Origin of the sequence: Paraburkholderia sp. BL17N1, assembly GCF_003634175.1 — a bacterium.
In the GTDB taxonomy this organism is placed as follows: domain Bacteria; phylum Pseudomonadota; class Gammaproteobacteria; order Burkholderiales; family Burkholderiaceae; genus Paraburkholderia.
The window spans coordinates 2,271,412-2,285,037 of record NZ_RBIW01000002.1; the positions used below are offsets into that span (position 1 = coordinate 2,271,412).

12 protein-coding genes are annotated in these 13,626 nt (G+C 61.5%); 8 read left to right on the top strand and 4 right to left on the bottom strand.

Going from position 1 to position 13,626, the window contains the following annotated elements:
• Positions 1-87: 87 nt before the first annotated feature.
• Positions 88-504, bottom strand: a complete 417-nt coding sequence (locus B0G82_RS30080; RefSeq protein WP_121309995.1) for a hypothetical protein — start codon at positions 502-504, stop codon at positions 88-90.
• A 390-nt stretch (positions 505-894) separates the two neighbouring features.
• On the opposite strand from B0G82_RS30080, the gene B0G82_RS30085 reads away from it, so the two are divergent.
• On the top strand, positions 895-1,821 hold the full coding sequence (locus B0G82_RS30085; protein ID WP_106282491.1) for an ABC transporter ATP-binding protein: 927 nt from the start codon (positions 895-897) through the stop codon (positions 1,819-1,821).
• On the top strand, positions 1,818-2,579 hold the full coding sequence (locus tag B0G82_RS30090) for an ABC transporter permease (protein ID WP_106282490.1): 762 nt from the start codon (positions 1,818-1,820) through the stop codon (positions 2,577-2,579). Before B0G82_RS30085 ends, B0G82_RS30090 begins: the two co-directional genes overlap by 4 nt.
• Positions 2,580-2,693: 114 nt before the next feature.
• Here B0G82_RS30090 and B0G82_RS30095 read toward each other — a convergent pair whose 3' ends face one another.
• Positions 2,694-3,695, bottom strand: a complete 1,002-nt coding sequence (locus B0G82_RS30095; RefSeq protein ID WP_121310939.1) for a LuxR family transcriptional regulator — start codon at positions 3,693-3,695, stop codon at positions 2,694-2,696.
• 173 nt (positions 3,696-3,868) lie between these two features.
• Between B0G82_RS30095 and B0G82_RS30100 the strand changes: the two genes are divergently transcribed.
• The 4 genes from B0G82_RS30100 (at position 3,869) to B0G82_RS30115 (ending at position 10,480) form a co-directional block, all read left to right on the top strand.
• A complete protein-coding gene (locus B0G82_RS30100; RefSeq protein WP_199730186.1) occupies positions 3,869-4,789 on the top strand; it encodes an AraC family transcriptional regulator in 921 nt (306 codons plus the stop codon).
• A gap of 481 nt (positions 4,790-5,270) precedes the next feature.
• Positions 5,271-5,696 (top strand): DUF3830 family protein, encoded by a 426-nt coding sequence (locus B0G82_RS30105; protein WP_106282489.1) that lies wholly within the window; start codon positions 5,271-5,273, stop codon positions 5,694-5,696.
• A 280-nt stretch (positions 5,697-5,976) separates the two neighbouring features.
• Positions 5,977-7,197, top strand: a complete 1,221-nt coding sequence (locus B0G82_RS30110) for a sensor histidine kinase (RefSeq protein WP_121309996.1) — start codon at positions 5,977-5,979, stop codon at positions 7,195-7,197.
• Positions 7,198-7,627: 430 nt separating this feature from the next.
• A complete protein-coding gene (locus B0G82_RS30115) occupies positions 7,628-10,480 on the top strand; it encodes a YadA-like family protein (protein WP_121309997.1) in 2,853 nt (950 codons plus the stop codon).
• Between the two features lie 112 nt (positions 10,481-10,592).
• On the opposite strand, the gene B0G82_RS30120 is transcribed toward B0G82_RS30115, so the two are convergent.
• Together B0G82_RS30120 and B0G82_RS30125 are read right to left on the bottom strand one after the other, a co-directional pair.
• Positions 10,593-10,721, bottom strand: a complete 129-nt coding sequence (locus B0G82_RS30120; protein WP_121309998.1) for an oxalate:formate antiporter — start codon at positions 10,719-10,721, stop codon at positions 10,593-10,595.
• Positions 10,722-10,731: 10 nt separating this feature from the next.
• The gene (locus B0G82_RS30125; protein WP_116147763.1) at positions 10,732-12,135 is read right to left on the bottom strand and encodes an OFA family MFS transporter; all 1,404 of its coding nucleotides are present in this window, start codon (positions 12,133-12,135) and stop codon (positions 10,732-10,734) included.
• A gap of 483 nt (positions 12,136-12,618) precedes the next feature.
• Here B0G82_RS30125 and B0G82_RS30130 point away from each other — a divergent pair, with 483 nt between their 5' ends.
• Positions 12,619-12,837 (top strand): hypothetical protein, encoded by a 219-nt coding sequence (locus tag B0G82_RS30130; RefSeq protein ID WP_106282484.1) that lies wholly within the window; start codon positions 12,619-12,621, stop codon positions 12,835-12,837.
• Positions 12,815-13,534: a GntR family transcriptional regulator gene (locus tag B0G82_RS30135; protein ID WP_121309999.1), complete on the top strand. Its 720-nt coding sequence runs from the start codon at positions 12,815-12,817 to the stop codon at positions 13,532-13,534. Before B0G82_RS30130 ends, B0G82_RS30135 begins: the two co-directional genes overlap by 23 nt.
• Positions 13,535-13,626 lie beyond the last annotated feature (92 nt).

Consider the following 13,626-nt stretch of genomic DNA (forward strand, 5'->3'; position numbering starts at 1 on the left):
GCGCTTCAAAAAAGAGGGCGGCGACGCTTTACATCAGCGCCGCCGCCCCGTTCGAAACTGAACCGGTCAATCCAACGACAGTCTGTTTTACTGGCCGTTCTGCGTCGTGCCGCCGGCACCGTTGTTCATGCCATTACCGGTCCCGTTGCTCATGCCTTTGTTCGTGCCTTTGTTCATGCCATTGCTCATGCCGTTGTTCGGGCGGTTCATCGACGGGCTATTGGGTGTCGCCCCAGTGCCGGTGCCCGTGCCGCCACCGGTGCCGGTCACACCCGGCGAGCCGTAGCCGGACTCGCTCGGGCTTTTCATCGACCCGGCGCCCGTGCCCGGTGTGGCAGTCCCACCCGCGCCGCCGGTCGTGCCGCCGCCCGCACCCACGCCGGTGCCGCCACCACCCGCACCGCCGCCGACCCCTCCCGCGCCGCCGCCTGCCTGCGCATAAGCGCCGCCCGACAATGCCATCACGAGTGCCGAAGCGAAAATCGTCCTGGTAATGCGTTTCATGGTTCACCTCCATAGAGTCGGTCTAATGTCACGCAAGCGCCTGTAACTTGCATGCATGGACTGCCGCAAGCGGTGTGCCTCGCTCGAGCGCGTTTTGCTCGGACAGGCGCCGCGGCGGCACTGCCTGCAATCGAGCAGGAGGCGTTCCCGGCGTCGCGCGACCAAACCGATTTGGAAACCGAACTATTTTGCACTGCAGCGAAGCCGGTCAATTTGCGCCTTTTGCCGTGCCGGTGCGGCGCGCTTCCATCCCTGCCTCGACCCCGCGCGCTTCCGGCGCACTGCCGCGATGCGCTGCACGCTTTCCCACTTTCCTTTACATTGCGGGTGCGATGCTGCTTTAGCATCGCTCCCTCTAATCAAACAACGGTGTCTGCCATCGTCGATTCCATGCAGCCAATCGTCTCAGTCACGAACCTGTCGAAAACCTATGCCACCGGTTTTCATGCACTTAAAAACATCAATCTGGCGATCAACCGCGGGGAAATCTTCGCTTTGCTCGGGCCAAACGGGGCGGGCAAAACGACCCTTATCAGCATCATTTGCGGCATTGTCAACGCCAGCGCCGGCAGCGTGACGGTGGACGGCCGCGACATCGCAACCGACTATCGCGGTGCGCGCTCGCTGATCGGCCTCGTGCCGCAGGAGTTGACCACCGACTCCTTCGAAACCGTCTGGGCGACCGTCTCGTTCAGCCGCGGGCTGTTCGGCAAGCCGAAAAATCCGGCCTACGTCGAAAAGGTGTTGCGCGACCTCTCGCTATGGGAAAAGCGCAATAGCAAGATCATCACGCTCTCGGGCGGCATGAAACGGCGCGTGCTGATCGCCAAGGCGCTCTCGCACGAGCCGCGCGTGCTGTTCCTCGACGAGCCGACCGCGGGCGTGGACGTAGAACTGCGTCGCGACATGTGGAAGCTGGTGCGCTCGCTCGCCGAGAGCGGCGTGACGATCATCCTGACCACGCACTATATCGACGAGGCCGAGGAAATGGCCGACCGCATCGGCGTGATCAGTGCGGGTGAAATCATGCTGGTCGAAGAGAAAACGGAGTTGATGCGCAAGCTCGGCAAGAAGCAGTTGACGCTGCAACTGGAGAGTCCGCTCGAGCAAGTGCCGGCCTCGCTCGCCGGTTACGGGCTCGACGTCGCGAAGGGCGGCAACGAGCTGATCTACACCTACGAAGGCGAGGGCGGGCGCACCGACATCATCGCGCTGCTCAAGGCGCTCGACGACGCCGGCATCCGCTTCAAGGACCTGCACACGACCCAAAGTTCGCTCGAAGACATCTTCGTCAGTCTGCTCCGAGGTAATCAATGAATATCTACGCGATTCGCGCCATCTACAAGTTCGAGATGGCGCGCACCTGGCGCACGCTGATGCAGAGCATCATCGCGCCGGTGATTTCGACTTCGCTGTACTTCGTCGTGTTCGGCGCGGCGATCGGTTCGCGCATCAAGGAAGTAGACGGGATCAGTTATGGCGCCTTCATCGTGCCGGGCTTGATCATGCTGTCGCTGCTGTCGCAAAGCATTTCGAACGCTTCGTTCGGGATTTACTTTCCGCGCTTTACCGGCACCATTTACGAGTTGTTGTCGGCGCCGGTGTCGTATCTAGAAATCGTCGTGAGCTACGTGGGTGCGGCGGCCACCAAATCGATTCTACTCGGGCTGATCATTCTCGCGACTGCGGGCTTGTTCGTGCCGCTGCAAGTGCAGCATCCGTTCTGGATGATCCTGTTTCTCGTGCTCACGGCGGTGACGTTCAGTTTGCTCGGTTTCATTATCGGCATCTGGGCGGATAGCTTCGAGAAGCTGCAACTCGTGCCGCTTCTGATCATCACGCCGCTGACTTTTCTTGGCGGCAGTTTCTATGCGGTCAATATGCTGCCGCCGTTCTGGAAGGTCGTGACGCTGTTCAATCCGATCGTCTATCTGGTCAGCGGATTTCGCTGGAGCTTCTATGGTCTCGCCGATGTGAATGTCGAGGTGAGTCTCGGCATGACCGCACTGTTTCTGGCCGTGTTTTTGTTGATCGTCGCGTGGATCTTCAAGACGGGTTATCGGCTCAAGACCTGAGGCAGGCATAAGCGCGCGCATGCCGGCGTCAGGCCGGCAAGCGCGGTGCGATCGCAACCGGCTTTTCGAGTGTCCGGCACGCGTTTGCGTGCCGGCTCTGAGCTTTGCCAGCCTCTACGTCACATAAGCCTGCGCGACATTGATCAACTGCACGCGGTTGCGCACGTTGAACAACTGGCGCAGACGGCGCAAGTGGTAATCGACGTTATGCGGCGACAGCCCGAGGAAGTAGGCAATCTCCTTGTCTCGCTGACCCTGCACGACCGCCTTCAGCACCGCATGCTGCAATTCGCTCAGCGTCACGCGTTGCTGCTGCGCGGGCGCGATGCCGATCACGCTCTTCGCGTGCGTCCAGATAAATTCGTGAATCGTGTGCGCGAACATCAACGTTTCGGCCACGATCGACTCGGTCATCCAGCGCGGATTGCCGATCTCGGAGTTGAAGCACAGGCTCGCGCTCAGTTCCGGCTCGGGCAGCGGCATCTGCGTGAGAATGCCGCTTTTGCGCCCGGTCGCTTCCAGCATGTCGATCAGCCCGCCGAGCCGTTCGCTGCGCATTTGCGCACGCGGCAGGTCGGCGCGCATGTCGGCCGTGTTCCAGAGAAACGGCATGCCGGTGGGCGAGGCGAGGGCCACGCGCGGGTCGAGCTCGAAATAACGCTCGCGAAAATAACGCGTGAGCCAGTTCTGCGACTCGTAGCTGGTCAGCACGAACATCGTCTTGTGATGCGCCGACGTGCGCGTGGCTGTATAGCTGAACGAGTCGAAGCCCAGTTGCCTGATGCGCCGCCGCACGAATTCGATGCGGTCCTGCGCGCTGCCAAAGCGCACCAGCGGACTGATGACGGGTGCGGCGCGCCGCGCGGCGGGCGAGGGCGTGCCGATTTCCTCCTCGGTGAAGAGCGTGAGAAAGCCTGCGGGCGCCACGCCTGTTGCGGTGCGGTTGGGTGCCCTGGATGCTTCAGCCGCGTGGGCTGATTTCTCGAGTTGCCGCGTGCCGGCCGGGTAAGCCGGTTGGGCGGCAACCGCCGAGTTGTATGCTGCCGACGCGTGCCCGGTTTCACCTTGCGGCGAACCGGTCAACCAGTGCGGCAGCGTATCGCATTCGTGTTCCATGAAACGGTAGCTCCGGCGTTCGAAACGCGTGAAAGACGACAACCTGAATGATTAGCTATTTCCAGAAATTGCGGTAGCCGGTTCCTTGCTATCATTTTTGAGTTCTTGCTGCGATAGAGAATCGGCAACGCGGGCATGGCAGGGTTCACTCTTCATTTGGCACCTCCCTGGGAATGGACGTGATGGTACGAATTCCAAAACTCACAACGACGCTCGCCTACGACCGTTACATGGCGGGCCAGAAACTGGTGTCGAGCGTGGATCGCCCGTGGCGGCACCTGGTGCTGCGCTCGTATCTCGAACCGGCCGAGCAGGAGCTGCTGGAAGCGCCCGGCTTGCAGGACCTCACGCTGATGACGCTCGCGAGCGGCGCCGAGCATCTCGAACGCAACCTGGACGGCCGCTGGGAAAGCGCCGATCTGCATATGGGCGACGTCTGGTTCGTGCCGCCCGCGCCGATCTCCTGGCGCTGGCGTTCGATCAGCGATGCGCCGCTGTCGACCGTCCATTTGCACCTCGAGCGCAGCCTGGTCGATAGCGTCGCCGAGCAGATGGAACTGGGCGGCTCCCGTGAGCTGTCCCTCGGCGACGCGATGCAGTTTCGCGATCCGCTGATCGCCGCAATGCTTTCTGCATTGCATCGCGCCGCCGCCGATGCGTCCGACTCGCGTCTGTATGTCGATGCGCTGGTCCACGCGCTAGCCGCGCATCTGTTGCAGCACTATGCGCGCGGCCGTCCCGCGGCCGCCGCAACGCCGGCTCGCCCGGAGCGCCTCGTGCCGCGCCGGGTCCGCCGTGTAACCGATTACATTCACGCCAATCTCGACGGTGATCTGGCGATCAGCGAACTGGCTGCGCAGGCGGGACTAAGCAGTTTCCATTTTGCGCGGGTGTTTCGCCGCGAGACCGGTGAGACGCCGCATCAATATGTATCGCGCTTGCGGCTCGAGGAAGCCGCGCGGCTGTTGCGCGCCACCGGTCAGACCGTTCTTCAGATTGCGATCGCGGTTGGTTTCGAGAATGCCAGTCATTTCTCCGTGCAGTTCAAGCGTGGCTACGGCGTAACGCCGCTCGCTTACCGGCTACGCGGCTGAAGTACGGATTGCGCGGCTGGAAGTGGCCGGCTGGTCAGCGCGGCAATGCGGGAACGCAGTGGACGATTCGAGTCAGCCTGACGAGGGCGCCTCGCCCGTCGCCGCTTTCGCCGCCGGGCAGTGCCGCCGCCGAGGCTCCGACGGCGAACGGGTTGGGTCGCCGGAAGATTCAGCCGATCAGCCGCCTTCGGGGAGTCACGCACATCGCGCAGTGTGCTGTGCATTGCGCAGCTTGCAAACTACGAACTTTCGTGGCGGCGAGGTGGTTGGACCTGGCATGCATGTGCCGGTGTGGCTTGCCGGGCATAATTCGCTCAAAACATTGGCACCGGGCCAACTGGACTGACCAGTCGGACAGCAACTGTATCTGTCGAAGCCTTGCATCGGACGACAGAATCATGTGCCCGTGGCTTGGCTCCTCGCCCTGCGTCAACCGCTCCGACCGACCGTTCCCTTTCACCTTCACACTGGAAACCTGGCGATGACCCGACTCCGAATCACCTCCTGCGGCCATGTCTTTACCGCCGAAACCCATCCGGACGCACCGCAAACCGTGGCCGCGTTCCTGAAGCTCCTGCCGTACCGGCAGAAGCTCATTCACGTGCGCTGGAGCGGCGAAGGATGCTGGGTGCCGCTCGGCGACTTCAAGCTCGAAAACGACGGCAACGCGGTCGGCTTCGAGAACCATACGAGCCATCCGTCGGTCGGCGATATCCTGTTTTATCCCGGCGGCTACAGCGAAACCGAGATCATTCTCGCGTACGGTTCGTGCTGCTTCGCGAGCAAGATGGGGCAGCTCGCGGGCAATCACTTCCTGACGATCGTCGAAGGCAAGGAGAAGCTGCGCGAGCTCGGCACCAAAGTGCTGTGGGAAGGCGCGCAGGACGTGCTGTTCGAAAAGATCTGAAGCGGCGGCGCAGTTTCGCGCAAGGGGATGGCCTCTGGGTGGCAACCTCCCGGACTTCCTTCTTTGGGACGAGCCGGGCGGACACGTCCTAACCCTGGTTAATTTTTGTTCCATAAATCGCGCATACTGGAGGCGCCCGGGCGGCTTGCGCAGCGCTCACCATTGCCTCCTGAGCGCGGTTTGCAGTCCATGCGGTCGCGTTAAGTATGTCCCGAAGGTAGTCTCGCTGGGACGGCGCGGAACACCTATTTTCGCCGCCATGCGGCGCCAGGTCTCCCACATGACAGACTCGCACGTACTGCCGCTCACCGCTTTCGCCAAACAGTTGCGCCTGCAACAGGTCGAACTGACCGAGCGCTGGATGAAGGCTGTCTTTCATGACGCAGAATTGACCGAATCTGACCGGCTGACCTACGAACAACTGGCCGATCACATCCCGAATATCCTCGACGAAATCTGCAGCGTGCTGGAGAGCCAGGATCTCGACCACGTAGAGAGCGCGATCGAACGCGACGCGCGCCTGCACGGCAAATTGCGCTGGAAGCAAGGCTACCGGATCGACGAACTGGTGCGCGAGCTCGATCTGTTCAGGCAGATGCTGACCGGCGCGATCGTCGAATTCAGCGAAGCGCGGCCGTATTTCACGCGGCGTCACGAGGAGCGGGCGCGGCACTTCATCGACGAAGCCGTGAGCTTTGTCACGCTGACGTCGATTCGCGAGGTCGTCAACGAACGCGACCGCAAGATCGACGACTATACCGAGCGCCTCGAGCGCGCCAATCACGAGCTGACGCTCAAGCAACGGCTGGTCGGCGACCTGTACGAGTCGCGCATGCAGATCACGCGCAGCGTCGTGCACGATCTGCGCAACTTTCTCAATGTGTTTTCGATGGCGCTGCAACTGATCGGCCGCGCGCCGGCCAAAATCGAGACCGCGCTCGCGCTGGCGAACCGTCAGGCGGCCGATATGAAAACGCTGGTCGACGAACTGGTCGAATACTCGGTGGTGCTCGGCGACGACAGTCCGCTCGTGCTGGAAAGCTTCGCACTGCGCGAGCTGTTCGACGAACTGGTGATCTCCTGCGAAAGCACGATCGAAGCGAAAGGGCTGCAGCTTCAGACCGCCTTCGACGGCGCGCTGGACGTGGTCGTCTCCAACCGTCTCAAACTCAAACAGGTCGCGCTGAACCTGTTGACCAACGCGGCCAAATACACCAAGGCGGGCGAGGTCGAATTGAGCATGACGGCGATGGAAAACGATCGCTGGCGTCTGCGCGTATCGGATACGGGCGTGGGCATCGGCGCGTCGGACCGCGAGCGCGTGTTCAAGGAGTTCGAGCGCGCCACGGACGAGGACATTCCGGGCGCGGGCCTGGGCCTCGCGATCGTCAAGGAACTGTGCCGGGTGCTGCAGGGCGAGATTCGCTTCGACTCGCACGAAGGCGAGGGGACGATCTTCGAGATCAGTTTTCCGATGCGTCTGGAGGCCGCGGGTGGCTGATAGATCTGCCTGGGAATAGCGTCACCCGCTCTATCAGTTCACGCTTCTTCACGTGTTGTTCTCCCGTATGACTTCCGTTTGACTGCCGAGGGTAGACCCGTTGCGGTCGATTTTCGTCCCGTTTGAGAACTTCGAACGGAATTAGCGCTGCCTCGTGCGCTGATTCGGAATAGTCAAAATTTCTTCTTAGAAGTGCCTAGAAATAATGAGCGCGATATAAGACGTTTGGCATTTTTGGTCTTAAACGCGTTATGCCGTTTTTCCAATATAAGCTAAAAAATCGCTTTACACGGTATATTTGTGCTCGGCGACTTTGTGGTCGTGACCAGGTAGTCACGCTGTCTTAAGTTTCTATTGGATCGCGTTAAATAATTAGGATGACATAGTAAAAATCCTGGTGCTTTGGATCTTCTATAAAAGATTGGGAGGAATGTTGAACAAGTCTTATGAGACCGTATGGAATAGCACGACCCGCACATACGCGGCGGGGTCCGAGGTGACGAAAGGCCGTGGTGGGCGAGGGGTTGCGGGCTATAGCGCACTGCTAGCCGTCGGCACCAGTCTGTTTGGGACGTTAGTGATGGCTTTGCCAGCGAAAGCGGCCGGGGAGTCGCCCAACCCACTCATGAATGCGCCTGTCGAATGGGATGTCGCCGATCCGGCGACTGTCGGCCAAACGCCCGAGTCCAACGTGAACCGTTCAAAAACGCTAACGCTTGCAACTGCTGCGCTGGCTGATCCCGTACCCGTCACTCAATTCATTGCCGTCAGTCAGTTCACGACACCCGCTTTGACGACGTCCGCGTCGGGAGGCGAGAACGCAATGGCGATCGGCGTCGGCGCGATGGCCATCGACAATAACGCACTCGCCGTTGGCACCAGTTCGGGCGCGGCGCGCGTCAATACGACCGCCGTCGGCGCGGGAGCCGCTGCGTTGGCACCGAATGCGACGGTGGTGGGCGCTGGTGCGACAAGCAACAATTTTGCAGAGAACGGTGTTGCAATCGGCTATAACGCAGCCGTTCAGAACGTCAACGCATTGGCGATCGGGACGAGCGTCCAGACGAACGCGGCGAACTCGATCGCGGCGGGTAGCGGCGCCTTTATCGCGGAGGCCGCCACGAAGGCAATCGCGTTTGGTTCCGGCGCGACGGCCACGGCAGCGGGATCGGTTGCGTTGGGTGCGGATTCCTCCGCGGACCGGGCGAATACCGTCTCAGTCGGCAGCGCCACGCTGCAACGGCAGATCGCCAATGTCGCGGCCGGCACCCAGGGCAGCGATGCCACTAACGTCTCGCAGTTGAAGGGGATGGCGGGCGTGCTGGGAGGCGGGACCGACGTTGCCGCAGACGGAACGATTGCGAAGCCCGTCTATAAGGTCGGTGGGAGGATATACAACGATGTCGGCTCGGCGCTCGCAGCCGTCGTCACGACCACCACCCAGGCCAGCGCCGATTCCGTTCAGTACGATTCGAGTTCTCACGATACCGTCACGCTAGGCAGCAGTAGCGCGCCGGTCCGGCTCACCAACGTGCGCGCCGCGAATCTTGCCGCCGGCAGTTCGGACGCCGTCAATGGCGCGCAACTGTTCGCCACCAATCAGGCAGTCGCGCAGAACACCGGCAGCATCACGAACCTCGATCAGCGCGTCACGGATAACACGACGAACATTAGCAACCTCGATCGACGGGTCACGGATAACACGACGAACATCAGCAACCTCGATCAGCGTGTCACGGATAACACGACGAATATCAGCAACCTCGATCAGCGCACCACGGACAACACCACGAATATCAGCAAACTCGATCAGCGCACCACGACGATCGAAGGCGACGTGAGCAACATCACGAATCAGATCAGCAATGGCGAGATCGGGCTGGTTCAGCAGGATCACACCTCGCGTAATCTCACGGTGGCGAAAGACACGAACGGCGCTCGCGTCGATTTCACCGGCACCGGCGGCGCGCGCGAGTTGACGGGCATTGCGGCCGGCACCACGGATGCCTCCGCGGTCAGTCTCGGCCAGCTCAGACCGATGGTGGCCGCGCTGGGCGGCGGCGCACAGATCAACGCCGACGGTTCGCTGACCGGCCCCAGCTATCACATGCAGGGCGGCACGCAAACCACCGTCGGCAACGCGCTCGACTCGCTCGACACCGGCCTCAACACCTTGCAGCAAAGCATGCAGAGCGGCGGCATTGGGATGGTCACGCAGGATCCCGTGTCGCGCGTCATCAACGTCGGTGCGATCACGGACGGCAAGCTGATCGACATGGCCGGCACGGCGGGCAACCGTGTCGTCACAGGCGTGGCAGCCGGCACGGTGGGTCCGGCCAGCAGCAACGCGGTCAATGGCTCGCAACTGTACGCGCAGGCGGCGAGCACGGCGGTGGCGCTCGGCGGCGGGGCGACCGTCAACGCGGACGGTTCGGTCTCGGCGCCGTCGTATAGCGTGGGCGGCACGGTCGTGAACAATGTCGGCGGCGCGATCACCAACCTGGACGGGCGCGTGACGCAGAACAGCAGCGATATCGCCGGTCTGCAAAGCACCGTCGGCAACCTTGGCGGCGCGGTTGCGAATGCGGTGCAGTACGACAGTTCGGCGCATGACCGAATCACGCTCGGCGGCGCGGCGGCCAATGCGCCGAAAGTCCAACTGACGAATCTGCAGGACGGCACGCTATCGGCCACCAGTACCGACGCGGTGACAGGAGCGCAACTCTGGACCACCAACCAGACTGTCAGCACGCTTAGCCAGCAGATCAACGTGGTGCGGAACAACCAGACCAGCGGCACGCCCTATGTTGCCGTCAATAGTTCGGGTAACGCTGCGCAGGCAATCGGCAACGGTTCTGTGGCGATCGGCGGTGGCGCCAAAGCATCGGCGCCGAATTCGGTCGCAATCGGCGAGGGCTCGGTGGCCGATGTGACCAACACGGTGTCGGTAGGCTCGTCCGGCAGCGAGCGCCGTATTACCAACGTCGCGGCGGGGCAGGGGCCGACCGACGCCGTCAACATGCAGCAGTTCCAGGGCGGTTTGAGCGACATGGCGCGCAGCGCGTACTCCGGAACGGCATCGGCGCTGGCGCTGACCTCGATCCCCGAAGTCGATGCCACGAAGAACCTCGCAATCGGCGTCGGAACGGCTGGTTACAAAGGCTATCAGGCGGTGGCGGTGGGTCTTTCGGCGCGCGTCACACAGAGTTTGAAGGTGAAACTCGGCGCGGGCATCAGTTCCGCCACCACTGCGGTCACTGCCGGGGCGGCGTATCAGTGGTAGCGGGGCGGCGGGAAATCGGCGTGCTTGAAACGCGCCGCTAGACAGTCAGCGAGTGACACTCGCTGCAGATGCACCCCGCACGTCCGAGCGCGCGGGGTGCCGAACGACACATTTACTTGAAGAGCTTCATCGCCTGCGAGAGCGTATTGACCACGCCCCATGCCAGCGGCAGCGTCACATACAGCCAGAAGACGGCGAGTTTGACCTTGCTGGTCTGATTCATTGTTTGAATGGTCGACATGCGAGTCTCCTTAAGCGCCTTTGGCGAGTTGTGCGTCGGTCATGTGGTGCTTGTCGTCCACACGCTTGATCAGCAGGTTGCAGACGAAGCCCACTACCAGCAGCACGGCCATGATGTGAACGGTCATCGTGTACGCGTCCGCCTTGGCGACGCCTTGCGCGACTTCATAAGCGCGAATGTAGTTCACCAGCACCGGACCGGCGACGCCCGCCGCGGCCCACGCCGTCAGCAGACGCCCATGAATGCCGCCGACGAACGCCGTGCCGAACATGTCGGCGAGATAAGCCGGCACGGTCGAAAAGCCGCCGCCGTACATCGTCAGGATCACGCAGTAGGCGAGCACGAAAAGGGCGATGTGGCCCGACGCCGCGAAACCCGGCACGAGGTAGTACAGCACCGCGCCGAGCGCGAAGAAGATGAAGTACGTGTTCTTACGGCCGATCCAGTCCGACGCCGACGCCCACACGAAACGGCCGCCCATATTGAAGAGCGACAGCAGGCCGACGAAACCGGCCGCCGCGGCTGCCGACACCGTGTCCTTGAAGCTCTCCTGAATCATCACCGAGGCCTGGCCGAGAATGCCGATGCCGGCCGTCACGTTCAGGAACAGCACGAGCCAGATCAGATAGAACTGCGGCGTCTTCAACGCCTGATCGATATGCACGTGATTGCGCGAGATCATCTTGTTCTGATTCGTGGCGCCCGGCGTCCAGCCGGCCGGCTTCCAGTCCGCCGGCGGCACGCGGATCGCGAGTGCGCCGATCGTCATCGAGATGAAATACGCAATGCCGAGCACGACGAACGTTTCGGCCACGCCGATGCTGGTCGCGCTGCGGAAGTGATTCATCAACGCCACGGACAACGGCGCGGCGATCATCGCGCCACCGCCGAAGCCCATGATCGCCATGCCGGTCGCCATACCGCGGCGATCCGGGAACCAGCGGATCAGCGTGGACACCGGCGACACGTAGCCGAGGCCGAGCCCGATTCCGCCGATCACGCCGTAGCCGAGATAGAGCAGCACGATCTGATGCAGATATACGCCGAGCGCGGAAACCAGGAATCCACCGCCGAAGCAGCATGCGGCGGTAAACATCGTGCGACGCGGGCCGACGCGTTCGAGCCACTTGCCCGCGAAGGCCGCCGACAAACCGAGGAACACGATCGCCAGCGAGAAGATCCAGCCGAGCGAGGTCAGCGACCAGTCGTCAGCAGTCGATTGCGTGATGCCGATGACTTTTGTCAACGGACCGTTGAACACGGAAAAGGCGTACGCCTGGCCGATGCAGAGGTGAACGGCAAGGGCCGCGGGCGGAACCATCCAGCGCGAAAAGCCTGGCTTCGCGACGGTGGCCTGCTTGGAAAAGAAGGGGGCGGAGCCTGAATTCCCGCTCGGCTCGGTGATGCTGCTCATGGTCGGTCTCCCGGTGACGAATTAGTTGTTATCGGCCTTGCACAAGAATGCTTTAGGTCTTGTGGCGTAAAAATTGCGGTTTTCGATGCCGCCAATATATGTATTTTCATTGCATATGGCGTGCTCGGATTCGCGACGAAATCAACTTCGTCGAACGATAGGGGGCGATTAAGCCCTTGGCAATATGAGATGCAAATACATATGGCGTTTGCCTGATGAAACACGACCGTAATCTGTCGAATCGCGGCCTGATGGTGGCGTTGTCCGGAATAAGCTACCGGATTCTCACGGGACGGCAGCCGGACTTCGGCATCTTTTGCCACGTCGGCCCGCTTGGCCGAACACCCCGGAGCGGCCCGTGCTACCGTGAGCAGATAATCCTAAAAACAACAGCGACTGATATACTACATACGGAATATTGATTTTTGCGGCATTGCAGCATATGATTGAGTTATTCCTTCACTCAATCATTCGGAGTTACAAATGGAAGTTGTTCCTCTCTCGCTGTTTGCCATTGCTGTTGTCGGTTTAGGCTCTGCCGCCACTGTGCTGTTGACCCGCTGGATTCCGCAGCCGGTCGCGCAGCTTGCAGCGCAACATGGCCGCTTCGTCGGCTTGGGCGAGCAACGCGTGGCAGTAGCAAGACCGTATCGTGCGCATGTTCAACAAGAGGCGATGAATGTCGTCAGAACTTCAAACTGAAGCAGTGGCCACACCGTTGACGTTGTCATTGCAGCCGATCGGCGCGAGCGCGAGCTTGCGCGATCAGGCGTATGCGATGCTCCGCCAGGCCATTGCCGACGCGGACATCTATCAGAACCGTGACGAAATCCGTCTCGACGAGCGGGTGCTGAGCGAGTCGCTCGGCGTTAGCCGCACGCCGGTGCGCGAGGCCATGACGCTGCTCGAACAGGAAGGTTTTCTGCGCATGGTGCCGCGCCGCGGCATCTATATCGTGCGCAAGAGCAAGCGTGAAATCGTCGAGATGATCCAGATGTGGGCCGCGCTCGAAAGCATGGCGGCGCGTCTTGCCACGCTGCACGCCACGGACGAGGAGATCGCCCGTCTGCGCCACATGTTCGACAACTTCCGCGACGCGACGCCGGCTGAACACATCGCCGAGTATTCGGACGCCAATATTGCGTTTCACCAGGCGATTGTCGAGTTGTCCAAGTCGCAGATCATTCTCGACACGATCAAGAACATCTTCATCCACGTGCGCGCGATTCGCCGCATGACCATTTCGCAGAGCGACCGCGCATCGCGCTCGATCGTCGATCATCTGCGCATTATCGAAGCGCTGGAGAAGCGCGATACCGAACTGGCCGAGCGTCTCACCCGTCAGCATTCGCTGGATCTGGCGGCGTTCGTCGAGGCGAATTGCGATTTTCTGGACTGACGCGGCGGCCTCGCGAGGCGCCGTTTGATGGATGTAGGACAGGAAAGGCCCGCGGCGCAGCCACCGCGGGCCTTTTTTATTTGTGTCGAACG

Excerpts from the sequence above, each read along its gene's own strand:
- B0G82_RS30100 (WP_199730186.1), top strand. The coding sequence starts at position 3,869 with ATGGACGTGATGGTACGAATTCCAAAACTCACAACGACGCTCGCCTAC.
- B0G82_RS30085 (WP_106282491.1), top strand. The coding sequence starts at position 895 with ATGCAGCCAATCGTCTCAGTCACGAACCTGTCGAAAACCTATGCCACC.
- B0G82_RS30105 (WP_106282489.1), top strand. The coding sequence starts at position 5,271 with ATGACCCGACTCCGAATCACCTCCTGCGGCCATGTCTTTACCGCCGAA.
- B0G82_RS30110 (WP_121309996.1), top strand. The coding sequence starts at position 5,977 with ATGACAGACTCGCACGTACTGCCGCTCACCGCTTTCGCCAAACAGTTG.
- B0G82_RS30120 (WP_121309998.1), bottom strand. The coding sequence starts at position 10,721 with ATGTCGACCATTCAAACAATGAATCAGACCAGCAAGGTCAAACTCGCC.
- B0G82_RS30125 (WP_116147763.1), bottom strand. The coding sequence starts at position 12,135 with ATGAGCAGCATCACCGAGCCGAGCGGGAATTCAGGCTCCGCCCCCTTC.
- B0G82_RS30130 (WP_106282484.1), top strand. The coding sequence starts at position 12,619 with ATGGAAGTTGTTCCTCTCTCGCTGTTTGCCATTGCTGTTGTCGGTTTA.
- B0G82_RS30090 (WP_106282490.1), top strand. The coding sequence starts at position 1,818 with ATGAATATCTACGCGATTCGCGCCATCTACAAGTTCGAGATGGCGCGC.
- B0G82_RS30135 (WP_121309999.1), top strand. The coding sequence starts at position 12,815 with ATGTCGTCAGAACTTCAAACTGAAGCAGTGGCCACACCGTTGACGTTG.
- B0G82_RS30115 (WP_121309997.1), top strand. The coding sequence starts at position 7,628 with ATGTTGAACAAGTCTTATGAGACCGTATGGAATAGCACGACCCGCACA.
- B0G82_RS30095 (WP_121310939.1), bottom strand. The coding sequence starts at position 3,695 with ATGGAACACGAATGCGATACGCTGCCGCACTGGTTGACCGGTTCGCCG.
- B0G82_RS30080 (WP_121309995.1), bottom strand. The coding sequence starts at position 504 with ATGAAACGCATTACCAGGACGATTTTCGCTTCGGCACTCGTGATGGCA.